Below are 14,868 nucleotides of genomic sequence, written 5' to 3'. Positions count from 1 at the left end.
ATTTGCGTCGCAAAGCATTGTCCAAACAAAATTAACTTGTAAAGAATAGTCCTGTTATATGGCAGTTGGAAAAAGACTTAGTAAAGTAGCTCGTGAATTCAATGTTGGAATTAGCACCATTGTGGAATTCTTGCATAAAAAAGGGTATGACGTTGAAAGTAACCCTAATACAAAGGTATCAGAAGAAATGTATTCGGTACTTGGACAAGAATACCGTAGCGATTCTAATGTAAAGAAAGAATCGGAAAAGCTAGCTAAATTCAAAGATAAACCAAGAAAAGAGTCAATCTCTATTGAAGATATTCAAGGTGATAATGACTCAGATGTTGATGATGAGGATGATGCTCCGGCTGCCGAGGAACGCAAGTTAGAAGCGAAGGGACCAAAGGTGGTTGGTAAAATCGACTTAAATCCTCCTAAAAAGGTTGAGCCTAAAAAGGAAACCCCAAAGGCAGAGGCTCCAAAGGTTGAAGCTCCTAAAAAAGAAGAGCCTAAGGTTGAAAAACCTGTTGAGAAAAAGCCTGAAGAGGTTAAGGAAGAAAAACCAAAGGTTGTTAAGAAACCTGAACATATACCAACCCGTGTTGAGCCAATTGCTGAGACTAAAGTAGTTGGTAAAATCGACTTGAATCCTCCCAAAAAGGTTGAAGTTAAAAAAGAGGCTCCAAAAGCAGAAGCTCCAAAGCAAGAGGAAAGAAAACCCGAGAAACCTGTTGTTAAGAAACCAGAGGTTATCAAAAAGGAAGAAACTCCAAAAGCAGAAGCTCCAAAACAGGAATCTCAAAGCAGCTCAACAGAAGAGGAAGGAGCATTTCGTCCTACTCAGGTTAAAAAACTGTCTGGACCAACTGTTGTTGGAAAGATTGAATTGCCAACAACACCAACTAAGACAGAAGGTAACAAAGATAATGGTAAGAAGCGCAAACGTAAGCGCATCAAAAAAGATAAAGAAAAGGTTGACATCAACCAAAAACAACAACAACCTCAAGCAGGTGGAGAAAAGAAACCACAAGGACAGGGACAAGGAGAGAAGAAAGAGGTTCGTTCAAAACGTAATCTGAAAGTTAAGAAACGTCCGCAAAAGGCCGAGATTAACGAAGAAGATGTACAAAAGCAAATCAAGGATACGCTTGCTCGTTTAACTTCTAAAGGTAAGAGCAAAGGAGCGAAGCACCGTCGTGAAAAACGTGAAGCTCAGTCACAGCGTCATCAGGCTGATCTGGAACAACAGGAAAAAGAAAAGTCAATTATTAAAGTAACTGAGTTTGTTACGGCTAATGAATTGGCTAACATGATGGATGTGCAAGTAAACCAGATTATATCTACTTGTATGAGCCTGGGTATGTTTGTTTCAATTAATCAGCGATTAGATGCTGAAACACTTACCCTGGTTGCAGAAGAGTTTGGTTACACTGTTGAATTTGTAAGTGCTGATGTTGCTGAATCAATTATAGAGGAAGAGGATAGTGATGATGATTTGATTGAACGTCCTCCTATTGTTACTGTGATGGGACACGTTGACCATGGTAAAACATCGTTACTTGACCATATTCGTAGTGCAAACGTAATAGCCGGTGAGGCCGGAGGTATTACTCAGCATATTGGAGCATATAGTGTAAAAATTGAGAGTGGTCGTCAGATTACTTTCCTTGATACACCTGGTCACGAAGCGTTTACTGCGATGCGTGCCCGTGGTGCTCAGATTACCGATATTGCAATTATTATAATTGCAGCTGATGATAATGTGATGCCACAGACAGTTGAGGCAATCAACCATGCATCTGCTGCAGGTGTGCCAATTGTTTTTGCGATTAACAAAATTGATAAACCTGGAGCGAACCCTGACAGAATCAGAGAAGAGCTTGCTCAGATGAATTATCTGGTTGAAGATTGGGGTGGTAAATACCAATGTCAGGAAATATCAGCTAAGAATGGTATTAATATCGAGGAATTACTTGAAAAAGTATTATTGGAAGCTGACCTTCTTGAACTAAAAGCAAACCCTGAAAAACGTGCAGTAGGTAGTGTTATTGAATCATCGTTGGATAAAGGACGTGGTTTTGTTACAACACTTCTTGTTCAGGCTGGTACCTTGCGTGTTGGTGACATGATGCTTTCAGGTTCTCATTACGGACACGTTAAAGCGATGTTTAACGAGCGTAATCAGAAAGTTGACGAAGTTGGACCATCTGAACCAGCTTTGGTTCTTGGTTTGAATGGTGCTCCTCAGGCGGGTGAACGTTTTAATGTGATGGAAGACGAACGTGAAGCGAAGGATATTGCCAACAAACGTGAGCAGTTACAGCGCGAACAAGGTATGCGTACTAAAAAGCATATCACGCTTGATGAAATCGGTCGTCGTATTGCTATCGGAAACTTCCAGGAACTGAATGTGATTGTGAAAGGTGATGTGGATGGTTCTATCGAGGCATTATCTGACTCATTAATCAAATTATCTACTGAAGAAATTCAGGTGAATGTAATTCACAAGGCTGTAGGTCAGATTTCAGAATCGGATATTATGTTGGCAGCTGCATCCAACGCCATTGTGGTTGGATTCCAGGTTCGTCCTTCAATGACAGCCCGTCGATTGGCAGAGAAAGAAGAAATTGATATCCGTCTGTATTCAATCATCTATGATGCAATCGAAGAATTAAAATCAGCAATGGAAGGTATGCTTTCGCCGGAAATTAAAGAGCAGGTTACTGCAACAGTTGAGATTCGTGAAGTATTCAAAATCTCTAAAGTGGGTACTATTGCCGGATGTATGGTGAAGGAAGGAAAAGTAAAACGTACTCATAAAATACGTGTAATACGAGATGGTATCGTTGTTTATACCGGAGAATTAGGATCATTGAAACGCTTCAAAGATGATGTGAAAGAAGTTGCATCAGGTTATGAATGTGGTTTGAATATCGAAAAATTCAACGATATAAAAGTTGGCGATATCATTGAGGCCTACGAAGAAGTTGAAGTAAGCAGAAAATTGTAAGATTAAAAGCTATCTATAAAGTAAAGCCCGGTATAATGCCGGGCTTTTTTGTTTTTAAATGCATAAATTTTTAAATGATCTTTTGCATATTGATTATGTTGAATTAGTTTTAATATATAAATCAACTAATCGAATTCTCAATGTTGGATTATCTTCAAAATATTAAAGGTCCTGACTTCTTACTTTACTATTATATCTATGGGACTATTGTACTTATACTGGGATGGATATTAACAAAGATTGATAGTACCAACTCAATGGCGATTCCTGATCCGTCTAATTTTTCGTATTTGGAACTTGCTTATATACGGGGTGGAATAAAAGCCATTATTTCTGTCGTTCTATATGAGATGTGGAATAAATCTCATATAGAAATGAATACAAGAAGAAAAGCAATTGCTTTTAATCGAAAAGAAGATATAACAGTAGAGAATCAGACTGAATTGCAAAAAATTATTTGGATCTACCTGAATGATTTTAAATTGTATAAGGATATAGTGAGTGATAACTCGGAACAATTTACTCAAAAATTAAATTTACAGATCACAAAGCTTAAGCGAGCTAAGGTTGTTACCGATGAAGAAATGGTTTCAAAGAATAAGAATATATCCATTCTAGCTGTCATTCTTGCAATGTTACCTGGTATAATTAAGATGTTGATGGGTATTCAAAATGATAAGCCAGTTTTCTTTTTAGTGCTGGAGCTTTTATTCTTTGTGATTCTTTCGTGGATATTATTTGGCAAGAATAAACCTCATCAGACTAAGTTGGGTAAAAAGTTGTTGGCAAAGGCAAAGCAGCGTTATGATTGGTTAAAAACCAAAAAGGATATTACTCCCGATGAAGAATTAATTGGAGTAGCTATATTTGGAATAGCTGCATTTAATATGACAAATAAAGGGCTGTTTTTGCCGGATACATTCGATAAAAATCCTTCTCCGTGGATCTGGTTTGGAGGATGCTCCGGATGTGGATGCAGTGGTGGGTATTCTGATGGAGGTGGCGGATGCAGCAGTGGTTGTGGAAGTAGTTGTAGTGGTGGTTGTGGTGGCGGCTGCGGAGGATGTGGTGGTGATTAAAATTAATACAAATGACTATTCAATGGCACCTCACGGATAAATGCAACTATCGATGTTTGCATTGTTATCAGGAAGATTATCAGGATAACGGATTGAGTCTTGAAAGTAATATCCAAATACTTTCCAGGCTTTCATCTTTTATTGATGAATTGGCTAAAAGGAATTCTAATATAACATGTCATATAAATTTCACAGGTGGAGAACCGTTTTTATATGAAAGTTTAATAGAACTCCTGAATACCACTGTAACACAGTTTCATTTTTCATTTGGTATCTTAAGTAATGGATTTTTATTATCTGAATGCCAGCTAAAAGAACTTCAGAAGCTAAAACCTAAATTTGTTCAATTAAGTTTGGAAGGGGGCAAGGAAATAAATGATTCTATTAGGGGGAAGGGATCATATGCAAACGTGCAAAAGGCAATTAAAATGTATAGAAAATATGAAATTCCTACCATACTTTCCTTTACTGCGAATTCAAGAAATTATAGAGAATATTCAAAGGTTGTGCAGTTTGCAAGGAAAAATAAAGTAAAAAAAGTATGGACAGACCGATATTTACCCAATAATGACACTGACGAATTAGAGCTTACTACAAGTCAATTCAGGTATCTGAATGCAAGTATAAATGATGCAAAAAGTAGTTTTCTGAAAGGATTTGTTTATAATACTCAGGTGAGTTCATCAAGAGCGCTTCAGTTTATTGAATCAGGAGGAAGACCCTATAAATGCTCAGCAGGTAATACTTTGCTATCTGTGTTGCCTAACGGCGATCTTCTACCTTGCAGAAGACTTCCTGTTAAATTAGGAAATATATTCAAAGATGATCTTTTGGATATTTATTATAATCACCCTGTTATTCTCAAATTACGAGATGCAAAGCAATTGGATGAATCATGCCAGGAATGTCTTTATAAAAAAGATTGCTTTGGAGGTCTAAAATGTTTGTCATACATAAAGTATAATGACTTTCATGCAAAGGATCCCAATTGTTATGTAAAATAAAAAAGCAGCCAAATAATCAGGCTGCTTTTAATATTTTAAATGGTTGTGTTTTATTCACCACCTTCGAGTTCACTTAAATCATGTGTTTTAAGAGGATTTTTCCTAAGTTCTTTATTTTCTCGTCTGTTATTGCAAACATCTATTGCTAAATAAACAGCCTGGCGGAATGAGTCAAAATTTGCTTTATCCTGTCCCGCAATATCAAATGCCGTTCCATGATCAGGTGAAGTGCGAATGAATGGCAGGCCAGCTGTATAGTTCACTCCTTTTGAGAAAGTAAGTGCTTTAAATGGAGCAAGGCCCTGATCGTGATACATTGCCAGAATAGCATCAAAATTTTTGAATTGCTCACTACCAAATAAACCATCAGCAGGATAGGGGCCTAAAGCCATAATACCTTCTTGTTTGGCTTCATCCAATGCTGGTATAATGATGTCTTGTTCTTCAGTTCCCAAAACACCCTGATCACCGGCATGAGGATTCAATCCAAGCACAGCAACACGAGGTTTGCGAATGGAGAAATCCATTGTTAAAGTTTCGTTCAGAGTGCGGAGTTTGGCCAGGATAGATTCTTTCGTGATTTTTGAAGGAACATCTTTTAATGGTACATGACCTGCAACCACTCCAACTTTCATTATGTCCGAAACCATTAACATCAAGGCCTTAGAACCTTCTGCTTGTTGTTCCAGATATTCAGTGTGTCCTGGAAAATTAAAAGAATCGGATTGGATATTTTTTTTGTTTATCGGAGCCGTAACAAGAACGTCAATTTTTCCATCTTTCAAATCCTTTACAGCTAACTCCAATGCATTAAAGGCTGCCTCACCACCAATAGTAGTCGACTTTCCCAACTCAACTCTGATGTTATCATCCAGACAATTGATAATATTAATGCGTTTACTATGCGCCTCACCAATGTCTTTAATGCTATTTAAGCTGAAATTAGGTATGTTTAAAGCTTTACGATGATAAGCTGCCACTTTTGAAGATCCGTAAATAACGGGTGTAAAAGATTCGAATATACGGTTGTCGGCCAGTGTTTTGAAAATTACCTCATAACCAATGCCGTTAATATCGCCTTGTGTTATACCGACTTTTATTAAGTTTTCACTCATTTCTATATTGTTGTGCCCATTGGGCATTAAATGATTCGTTTTTCAGACTAAAAGTAATAAAAATGACTTATTAGTCAGCATAATTCATTCAATTGTGACAGCCTAAGGTTTATTCAGATCTGTTCTTCAGGAATTCGTATAGCAATCGTACTCCAACTCCTGATGCACCATAACCTCTGTAGCTGTCAGCTGATTTTACAAATGCAGGTCCGGCAATATCCAGATGTATCCACGGAGCATCAACAAAATGACTAAGAAATTTACCTGCTGTGATTGCGCCGCCTTCACGTCCACCTATATTTTTGATGTCAGCAACTTCTGATTTAATCAAATCATCGTAGTCCTCCCAGAACGGAAAGCGTACAATTCGTTCGTTAACACTGAATCCTGCTTGAGTAATACTTTCGAAAATCTTATCGTCGGCTGTTCCCATACCAACTGTAGCGTACTGCCCAATTGCCATTACCGCACTTCCTGTTAAAGTTGCCAGATCAATAACCAATTCGGGATCATATTTTTTCGAGTAACTTAAGGCATCAGCCAGAATCAATCGGCCTTCGGCATCTGTATTTAAAACTTCAACAGTTTTGCCGTTATGCATGGCAAGAACATCACCCGGAACAATTGCATTTCCTCCCGGACGGTTATCTGTTGCTGGTATTAATCCAATAACATGAACCGGCAATTTGTTGGCTGCAACAGCCATTAATGTTCCGGTTACCGATGCCGCACCTCCCATGTCAGATTTCATGTCATCCAAACTTCCCGGAGGTGTTTTAAGGTTGATACCGCCTGTATCAAAAACTACACCTTTACCAACCAGCACAACTGGTTTTGTGTTTTTAGCATTCTCGGGTTTCCATTCCAGAATATGAAATGCCGGAGGATCAATACTACCTTTATTTACTCCTAATAAGCCGCCAAACTTAAGTGATTCTAATTTTGCTTTGTTGAAAATTTCAACCGAAAATCCATATTTTTTTCCAAGTTGCTCAATGGTTTCTGAAAGAGCTGCCACATCCAGTGTTGATACAGGCTCATTAACCAGGTTGCGTGTTAAAAAAACACTTTCGCAAAGCAATTGTAATTCGTTTAATTCAATTTGATTAACAGCAGCTGAAGCTACCCAAATGGTAAAATCATCAAAACTCTTATCTTTTTTTGTTTGGTATTTATCAAACTGATAGGAGGAAAGAGCCAGCCCTTCTGCAAGAGCTAAAACAGCTGCTTTATTACCTGTTGAATCATAAAGACAAATGGCTTCCTTTTTGTCTTTACGCATACCTGATGTAATAGTATGCCCATTCTTCCTGATTTTCTCAATGACATTATCACTTAATAGTTCATTCTCAATTATCAGAACATGGTAAGTGATATGGTAGGTTGTGATGGTAATAAGTTTTTCATCGGCTTCTGCTTTTTCTTTTACAAAAGCCAAAGCTTCATTGTTAAAGCCGAAATCTTTTAATACGTTAGTATCATTAACCAAAAACAGGTTACGAACACCTTCTGGTTTCTCTCCTGTGTGTTTTATTTGAAGTGTCATATTTATTTTATTTACAGTTACTAGGTATCCAACAATCCGAAGTCATTTTCGGTTGACGGATTTTTAGCTTTAAAGTATTCTCTTATCATCACTTTTTTTAATTCGCGATGAATAATCAGTTCAGTGAGAGCTTCTTCGTAACTGGCATCCTTCATTTCATTTTGATAATGAGCAACCTGATTTTCCGTAACATCAATACGGTATAAAAAACTTAAAAAGCGAGTGTAGTGCTCACTTAGAATCGCTTCCAGGTGTTTTTTCATTTGTCCGAATAGTTCATCGTAAAAATTCTCAACACTACCAGAAAAATGAACATCAAAGCCAAATTCAGCAAAGTCTTTTATGATCTGAGCGGCAGTTTTTTTGATTAAGTCTTCTCTGGTACATGCCTGTTGAAGAGCTTTTCGATTGAGTTCTGGAAGCATTATTGTATAAAATTAAAAGTGTACATCAAGGCTTCGAGTTGTCTTATTTTATCTCTTTTCTCAGGTTTCTCGGGGCAATAAACAAAACCCTCTGTAACTACCACGCGGTTGTTTTTTAAATCGTGATGAGCATGCAAAATAAAGGGGCCACCCATCATATCACCCATAACTTTCCATAGGCCTCTTATCTCAACAACAGGAATATCATTGATTTCGGCTGTTTTATAAATTACAGGAACGTTGTGTTCTGTAGTCATGTATGAGCCATCACTTGGACCCGGAACATTCTTTTGTAAAACCGAATCACGTTTATTCAATAAGTATTCTTTAGAGAATGTGCCCTCACCAATATATGGAAATTCGTAAACCAAAAAGCCCTGAGTTCCCCATTGAGCATCTTCACCCAGCCAGGTAAAGTGTCCATTGGTATTTCTGTTTTTAAAATTGGCCGGAACAGTAAGATTGATATTCCATTCGGTTTTTATTTCTTCAATGATTTGTGAGTTTGGAGTGGCTTTAAAATAACCAATACTGCGATCTCTTTCTGCTTTATTGAAGAAACTCAACATGCGTAGGGTATGTCGTTCTACTAACTGACCCAGGCTAACGGTGTCTTTAGCTGTAATGCGAACCATTGACTGTGGGCGAGCCCAGTAATCATGATAATACATAACGGTATCATTCTTAATATTACCTGAGATTTCAGTTACAATCAGGTTTCTGAATGTTCTTAGGTTTGATGAAAATCCTCTGTGAGGAGTGATAAGCATATCAAAGTGAGGTTCGTCCTGAGGAAGTCCTAAATATGTTTCAAGTACGGCTCTTTGAAGGTCTTTTCCGGCTTCAGATTGTTTTATCTTATCATCCATCACAATGAGAAGTTCTCCGGCCTTACCAGCTACATTGGGTTTATAATTACTTTTTTTATCCTTGCATGAAAAAAGAAGCAAACTGATAATTAATAGTAATCCGTATTGTCTGAAGTACTTATTCATAATATATTGATGTTTTAAAATCAGTTATTCTGTAGCTAAAAAACTTTCTTTCCAATTTAATTTCTCAGGATTCATGATTTCATCCACTACAAAAAAATAGTTTTCTTCCTCTTTGGGTTGCCAGATTACCAGTTTCTGCCCAACATAAAGATCTCTTTTTTTCATGTTGTTCCAGAGCATTATATCACTGATACGGCAATAATGATCGATGGCTATCTTATGAAAATATTCACCTTTACTAACCACATGATCTATTTTTTCGCGTCCGTTGGTATCTCCAACCGGAATTAGTTCTACAACCGGTCCTCCTGCGTTCTCAAGGTTCTTCTCGGCTTTTACAAAACTTACAATGTTAGCTTTTGGAAGAAAAATGCGGGTTGGCAAATCATTTGCCGGTATATAATCTTTAATAAATGACGGGTTCAGCCAGCGAAGCATTTCCATTGATGCACCCGAAGCATCGCTTACTTGTTGAAAGGTTAATGATTTTGAAACAAATACAGTGTCAATTTCATTAAAATTCATTTTAGGTGGATTGGCCTCAACTTCGTGTTTGTTGTAATTATTCATTACATAGTTAACTGCAATAAAGGCAGGTACATAACTTTTTACTGCAGCCGGAAGATATGGTTGCAGTTCCCAGAAATCGGTTTTACCACCCGATCGTTCGATAGCATTCTGTACAACTCCAATACCTCCGTTATAAGCTGCAAGAGCTAATTGCCAGTCGTTAAGGTTGTGATATAGATAACGTAAATATTTGCAGGCTGCTTCAGTGCTTTTTACCGGGTCGCACCGTTCATCAACATAGGTGTCAACTTTCAAATCAAACATACGGGATGCATGATACAGAAATTGCCAAAGTCCCATGGCTCCTGACTTAGATTTTGCTCTGGGGTCGAGTGCCGACTCTACAATAGCCAGGTATTTTAATTCCATAGGTAAATCATATTTGGCCAGATATTCTTCGAATAATGGAAAATACATTTCAGAAAGGCCAATGATATTTGCCAGATGATCTCGTCGTTTAACGGTATATACTTCAATAAAAGCCTGTACCTGCGAATTGTAGTCCAGATTGATGGAGGTTTTTTTATCCAGTTCTTCCAGCCTGTTTTGATACATCCAATCGGGATAGTGGGGTAAAACAGCTTCAGCACTGTTTTGTGCAGAAATAAGTTGAACAAACACTAAAGCGAACAAAAAAACAATAATCCTCATCTCACATCCTGTTAAAAGGGCATATTATCAATATGCAAAAAAGGCCAATCCTCAAGGAGGGCGGCCTGAATATTTTTATCAAAAAGCTACCTTACTCGGCAGTTTTATCTTCTATTTTGTCTTTTTTGTCTGATTCTTTGTCAGTACCATCTTCGTTGCGGGCCTTCTTAAACTCCTTCATACCTTGTCCAAGACCTTTCATTAACTCAGGAATTTTACGACCTCCGAATAACAACAACAAAGCCAAAATAATTAAGATCCATTCTGGTCCACCAGGCAATGCCCAAAGTATAATGCTAGCTAGATTCATTTTAAAAAGTTTTTGTTACTACAAATTTAATTAATTGACTTTATTTTGAGAACAATTTAAAGATATCATTTCCATTGGCAAAAAGAAGTAATCCCAATAATAAAATCATACCTGTAACCTGAGCATATTCCATAAACTTATCTCCGGGTTTACGACCGGTAACAATTTCGTAAAGTAAGAATAATACATGTCCACCATCTAAAGCCGGAATAGGCAATATATTCATAAATGCAAGAATGACAGAAATCAAGGCAGTATTACTCCAGAATATCAACCAACTCCAGTTTGCAGGGAATAATTTACCCATTGCACCGAATCCGCCCACTTGTTTTGCCCCTTCTTTGGTGAAGATAAGACGCATCTGCTTGATATAATTGATCAGAGTATCAAATCCCATCTTAACACCGATAGGGAAAGCTTCCCATAAGCCATACTTATGCATTTTAATTTCTGCATAACCGGTAGCTCCTGAAGCATCAAATCCAAGCGTTCCGTTTTCGGTAACTTGTGCATGTATGGTCATAGGTTGTCCATTGCGATAGATACCTAAATCAATATCATTTGATTTTTGATTCTGCATTTCTTCTGTAAACTCATTGAAAAAAGCAGTTGATTTATCATTGATGCTTACTATGCTGTCGCCAATCAATAAGCCTGCCTCAGACGCATTTGAGTTTTTTACAACTTCGGCTACCACAACGGGTGTTCGTATGCCTGCAAAATCCTTGACTTCATTTCTTAAAAAAGTCTGGTCGTAACTTTCCGGTATTGATACTGAAATAATTTCTTCTCCTCTTTTAACCGTAAGGATTTTGCCTTTTTCAATAAGAATAAGCCTTGCAATATCACTGCTTGATTCAACATCAAAATCGTCAACTTTCAATACAATATCTCCATCCTGTAGTCCTATTTCATGACCAATTTCGTGGTAGTATAATCCGTACTTAGCAGTTTCAACTGGTATATAGGATTCTCCCCATTTAAACAAAATCATCCAGAAGATAAACAAGGCTGTGATGAAGTTAACCACAACTCCGCCAACCATTACTAATAGTCGTTGCCAGGCTGGCTTTGATCTGAATTCCCAGGGTTGGGCTGGCTGAGCCATGGCTTCTTTATCCATTGACTCATCAATCATACCGGATATTTTAACATAACCACCTAATGGTAACCATCCCACACCATATTCAGTTTCCCCTTTTTTAAATTTAAACAACGAGAACCATGGGTCGAAAAATAAATAGAATTTTTCCACTCTGATTTTGAATAAACGGGCAAAAAAGAAATGGCCAAACTCGTGCAGAATAACGAGTATGGAAAGACTTAGAATTAATTGTACGGCTTTTATAAAAATATCCATTAATATCAGTTTTCGTAATTAGGCAACAAATATATCTTTTTCTGTTTAAAGTAGATTAACCATTAACAGCTCAAGTGTAAGAGTCTCTTTTTGACATTTAGATCAGCTGCGGTTTAATCATTAAATTTTAATTTCTCTTCTTAATTATTTCTGAAGCCAGTTCCCGGGCTTCTGCATTTGAGTTTAGGTAATCATCAAACGTTGGAGCAGCAATAAATGTTGACAGTTCCATTGTTTTTTCAATAATATCCGACATTTCAACAAAACCAATTTTACTCTTTAAGAAGTTATCGACAGCAATTTCGTTAGCTGCATTAAGTATACATGGCAGATTACCGCCTTTTTTCATCGCTTCAAATGCAAGATCCAGATTTCGGAATACTTTAATGTCCGCTTTTTCAAAAGTTAATGAAGGATAGTCTAAAAAGTTAAAACGCTCAAAATTTACCTTTAGTCTTTCAGGAAAAGATAAGGCATATTGAATAGGTAAGCGCATGTCCGGTAATCCCATCTGCGCTTTCATAGATCCGTCCTCGAACTGAACCAATGAATGAACGATAGACTGAGGATGTACTACAATGTCAATCTGTTCCGGACGCAATCCAAATAACCATCTGGCTTCAATCGCTTCCAGACCTTTATTCATCAACGAAGCACTATCAATGGTGATTTTATCGCCCATACTCCAGTTAGGATGATTTAATGCCTGACACCTGGTTACTTTCCTAAGAAACTCAACATTCTTACCTCTGAAAGGGCCACCTGAGGCAGTTAGATAAATTTTTTCAATTGGATTATGATATTCACCCACCAGACATTGGAAGATAGCAGAATGTTCTGAGTCAACGGGCAAGATGCTAACTTTGTATTCATGGGATAGTTTGGTAATTATATCACCTGCCACCACCATGGTTTCTTTATTAGCTAAGGCTATTGTTTTTCCGGCTTTGATAGCATTAACTGTTGGGAGCAATCCTGAAAAACCAACCATTGCTGTTAAAACAATATCAACCGTATTCATCTCAACCACCTGTGCAATTGCTTCTTCGCCTGCGTAAATTTTTATATCATGGTCAATTAAAGCATCACTGACCTGCTTATATTTTTCTTTATTCCCTATTACAACAGTGTTTGGCTTAAATTTTATGGCTTGTTCAATGAGTAGTTCAGCACTGTTATTGGCTGTTAATATCTCAACTGAAAAGTTTTCCGGATGTTGTTCAATAACCTCAAGTGTTTGCCTGCCAATGGATCCTGTCGATCCAAGAATCGCTATCTTTTTTAACATGAATCTACCCTTGTGTGTATATTTTGTCGTTACTCAAATGAGATGTATTGTTCGGCATCTACAGCAACGCCATTATACCATAGTTCGAAATGTAAATGTGGACCGGTTGTTAATTCGCCTGAGTTACCAACATGAGCAATGGCTTCACCTGCCTGCACCTTATCACCCATACTTTTTAAGAGTCGTTCGTTATGCTTATACAACGAGATAAGGTTATGACTATGCTGTACCTGAATGACATATCCTGTTTCAACAGTCCAGCCGGTAAAAATAACGGTTCCATCAAGAACGGAACTAACTCTGGCTCCTTCTTTTGCAACAATATCAACTCCAAAATGACCTTCTGATTCACCGAATTTATTAACAACAACCCCTTTTAATGGAGAAAATAGAAAGCGATGTTCCAGTTCAAGTTTAGAGCTGGTAGTTTCAAAGGCAGAAAGGTTAAACTTCTCTTCCTGCTCAACTTGTTCTCTAAAGATTGAATCTTCTTCTGATTTTTTGAAGGTTATTTTATTATTGTTAATGGAGCCGGTACTATCGAGGTCTTCAGCTGTAGCACCTTCTGGTAACTCACCAGACATGATTGCCCGGATATCTCTAAAGAATCTGTCGCGTCTTTCAATTTCCATAATCAGGCTGTCTACCCTTTGCGTATTTTGAATGATCATACGTCTTTCTTTCCCGGATGGATAGCCAGGTATGTATTCGCGCAATCCTGTAAAGGCAATCAGATAAATAACAGAAATGATCAGAATTATAAAAGTGATACCAATGCTTATAAAAACATTCAGTCTTGAAAGTCTCATTCCAAAGACTTCTTCATATGTTTGTTCATTAAAGACAGCAAGTCGGTATTTATGTTTTAACTTCTGAACTAGTGTCTTGCTTTTTTCTGTTTTTGCCATTTATTGATGAAGATTTTTCAACGAAAACAAAGGTAAAAAAACTACTCAATTATAGGGTTAATTTTCTTGCCTTGTTTTGACCTTTGTATAAGAAAGGTATCCTAACAATAAACTGATTTAGTCCTCATTTATTTTTAGCTGCTCAGATATTTCTCTTTAATGAAGTGTATTCACCATCGAAAAAATAGTATTCATCCATATGCAATTTCATTCATCCTTCTTTATTGATATTTTAACCGCAAAGAATTTTGATCTTGTGGAAAAGCCTTTAAATCCTTTGGTTAAGAGTTTAATGGCACCTATTTTTACATCAGGAAAACAATAGACGGCGGACGGTAAACTAAACGCTAAAAGGAAAGAAAGATGGATATTAAATTAATTGTAGCATTAGGAGAAATTAGAACTCACGCTAAGGTTAGCAGCATTGATTTCCCAAAACGTAATGAATTACAAATTTCGTTTGCAGATACGTTTGCAGATTTAATTATACCTATTCGTCCTGACATGGACAGTAATTTATTGGTAGGTATTTTTTATAACTATATAAACCGACCTGAAAGTAAATTGGCAAGAGCATAAGTTTATTCAATAATAAGTTTTTGAACAGCGAAAGGTTTATTACATG

General features: G+C 37.2%; 13 protein-coding genes. 4 read left to right on the top strand and 9 right to left on the bottom strand.

All coding sequences use genetic code 11. The features are described from left to right. Nucleotides 1–58: 58 nt before the first annotated feature. The 3 genes from infB to ACRD62_RS01970 all read left to right on the top strand — a co-directional run bounded on the left by infB (nucleotide 59) and on the right by ACRD62_RS01970 (nucleotide 5,075). The gene (gene infB / locus ACRD62_RS01980) at nucleotides 59–2,992 is read left to right on the top strand and encodes a translation initiation factor IF-2 (protein ID WP_430818440.1); all 2,934 of its coding nucleotides are present in this window, start codon (nucleotides 59–61) and stop codon (nucleotides 2,990–2,992) included. Between the two features lie 140 nt (nucleotides 2,993–3,132). Beyond that, nucleotides 3,133–4,071 carry a TIGR04222 domain-containing membrane protein gene (locus ACRD62_RS01975; RefSeq protein WP_430818439.1) on the top strand — a complete coding sequence of 313 codons (939 nt, stop codon included), beginning with the start codon at nucleotides 3,133–3,135 and terminating at the stop codon, nucleotides 4,069–4,071. Between the two features lie 11 nt (nucleotides 4,072–4,082). Further along, nucleotides 4,083–5,075: a radical SAM protein gene (locus ACRD62_RS01970; protein WP_430818438.1), complete on the top strand. Its 993-nt coding sequence runs from the start codon at nucleotides 4,083–4,085 to the stop codon at nucleotides 5,073–5,075. A gap of 50 nt (nucleotides 5,076–5,125) precedes the next feature. On the opposite strand, the gene pdxA is transcribed toward ACRD62_RS01970, so the two are convergent. From pdxA to ACRD62_RS01925, 9 genes are all read right to left on the bottom strand, one after another. After that, nucleotides 5,126–6,190 carry a 4-hydroxythreonine-4-phosphate dehydrogenase PdxA gene (gene pdxA / locus ACRD62_RS01965; RefSeq protein WP_430818437.1) on the bottom strand — a complete coding sequence of 355 codons (1,065 nt, stop codon included), beginning with the start codon at nucleotides 6,188–6,190 and terminating at the stop codon, nucleotides 5,126–5,128. Nucleotides 6,191–6,299: 109 nt separating this feature from the next. Beyond that, nucleotides 6,300–7,736 carry a leucyl aminopeptidase family protein gene (locus ACRD62_RS01960; protein ID WP_430818436.1) on the bottom strand — a complete coding sequence of 479 codons (1,437 nt, stop codon included), beginning with the start codon at nucleotides 7,734–7,736 and terminating at the stop codon, nucleotides 6,300–6,302. Nucleotides 7,737–7,756: 20 nt separating this feature from the next. Further along, nucleotides 7,757–8,161 carry a hypothetical protein gene (locus tag ACRD62_RS01955; RefSeq protein WP_430818435.1) on the bottom strand — a complete coding sequence of 135 codons (405 nt, stop codon included), beginning with the start codon at nucleotides 8,159–8,161 and terminating at the stop codon, nucleotides 7,757–7,759. After that, entirely contained in the window at nucleotides 8,161–9,156 is a 996-nt protein-coding gene (locus ACRD62_RS01950; RefSeq protein WP_430818434.1) for a DUF4837 family protein, read from the bottom strand. Before ACRD62_RS01950 ends, ACRD62_RS01955 begins: the two co-directional genes overlap by 1 nt. A gap of 24 nt (nucleotides 9,157–9,180) precedes the next feature. Next, entirely contained in the window at nucleotides 9,181–10,377 is a 1,197-nt protein-coding gene (locus ACRD62_RS01945) for a lytic transglycosylase domain-containing protein (RefSeq protein WP_430818433.1), read from the bottom strand. A 91-nt stretch (nucleotides 10,378–10,468) separates the two neighbouring features. Continuing rightward, nucleotides 10,469–10,687: a twin-arginine translocase TatA/TatE family subunit gene (tatA, locus tag ACRD62_RS01940; RefSeq protein ID WP_430818432.1), complete on the bottom strand. Its 219-nt coding sequence runs from the start codon at nucleotides 10,685–10,687 to the stop codon at nucleotides 10,469–10,471. A 40-nt stretch (nucleotides 10,688–10,727) separates the two neighbouring features. Further along, nucleotides 10,728–12,047 carry an RIP metalloprotease RseP gene (gene rseP / locus ACRD62_RS01935; protein ID WP_430818431.1) on the bottom strand — a complete coding sequence of 440 codons (1,320 nt, stop codon included), beginning with the start codon at nucleotides 12,045–12,047 and terminating at the stop codon, nucleotides 10,728–10,730. A gap of 127 nt (nucleotides 12,048–12,174) precedes the next feature. Then, entirely contained in the window at nucleotides 12,175–13,335 is a 1,161-nt protein-coding gene (locus ACRD62_RS01930; RefSeq protein WP_430818430.1) for a 1-deoxy-D-xylulose-5-phosphate reductoisomerase, read from the bottom strand. Nucleotides 13,336–13,364: 29 nt separating this feature from the next. After that, a complete protein-coding gene (locus ACRD62_RS01925; protein ID WP_430818429.1) occupies nucleotides 13,365–14,243 on the bottom strand; it encodes a M23 family metallopeptidase in 879 nt (292 codons plus the stop codon). 363 nt (nucleotides 14,244–14,606) lie between these two features. Here ACRD62_RS01925 and ACRD62_RS01920 point away from each other — a divergent pair, with 363 nt between their 5' ends. Beyond that, a complete protein-coding gene (locus ACRD62_RS01920; RefSeq protein WP_430818428.1) occupies nucleotides 14,607–14,822 on the top strand; it encodes a hypothetical protein in 216 nt (71 codons plus the stop codon). The last annotated feature ends 46 nt before the right edge of the window (nucleotides 14,823–14,868 follow it).

Source organism: Carboxylicivirga caseinilyticus, assembly GCF_050589785.1.
In the GTDB taxonomy this organism is placed as follows: Bacteria; Bacteroidota; Bacteroidia; order Bacteroidales; family Marinilabiliaceae; genus Carboxylicivirga; species Carboxylicivirga caseinilyticus.
Note: the sequence above shows the minus strand (reverse complement) of the source record. Positions and strands in the feature narration are given on the sequence as shown.

Bases quoted from the DNA above. Each gene is read 5' to 3' on its own strand.
- ACRD62_RS01930 (WP_430818430.1), bottom strand. From the start codon at position 13,335: ATGTTAAAAAAGATAGCGATTCTTGGATCGACAGGATCCATTGGCAGG.
- infB (WP_430818440.1), top strand. From the start codon at position 59: ATGGCAGTTGGAAAAAGACTTAGTAAAGTAGCTCGTGAATTCAATGTT.
- ACRD62_RS01950 (WP_430818434.1), bottom strand. From the start codon at position 9,156: ATGAATAAGTACTTCAGACAATACGGATTACTATTAATTATCAGTTTG.
- ACRD62_RS01955 (WP_430818435.1), bottom strand. From the start codon at position 8,161: ATGCTTCCAGAACTCAATCGAAAAGCTCTTCAACAGGCATGTACCAGA.
- ACRD62_RS01925 (WP_430818429.1), bottom strand. From the start codon at position 14,243: ATGGCAAAAACAGAAAAAAGCAAGACACTAGTTCAGAAGTTAAAACAT.
- ACRD62_RS01920 (WP_430818428.1), top strand. From the start codon at position 14,607: ATGGATATTAAATTAATTGTAGCATTAGGAGAAATTAGAACTCACGCT.
- ACRD62_RS01945 (WP_430818433.1), bottom strand. From the start codon at position 10,377: ATGAGGATTATTGTTTTTTTGTTCGCTTTAGTGTTTGTTCAACTTATT.
- ACRD62_RS01970 (WP_430818438.1), top strand. From the start codon at position 4,083: ATGACTATTCAATGGCACCTCACGGATAAATGCAACTATCGATGTTTG.
- pdxA (WP_430818437.1), bottom strand. From the start codon at position 6,190: ATGAGTGAAAACTTAATAAAAGTCGGTATAACACAAGGCGATATTAAC.
- ACRD62_RS01960 (WP_430818436.1), bottom strand. From the start codon at position 7,736: ATGACACTTCAAATAAAACACACAGGAGAGAAACCAGAAGGTGTTCGT.
- rseP (WP_430818431.1), bottom strand. From the start codon at position 12,047: ATGGATATTTTTATAAAAGCCGTACAATTAATTCTAAGTCTTTCCATA.
- tatA (WP_430818432.1), bottom strand. From the start codon at position 10,687: ATGAATCTAGCTAGCATTATACTTTGGGCATTGCCTGGTGGACCAGAA.
- ACRD62_RS01975 (WP_430818439.1), top strand. From the start codon at position 3,133: ATGTTGGATTATCTTCAAAATATTAAAGGTCCTGACTTCTTACTTTAC.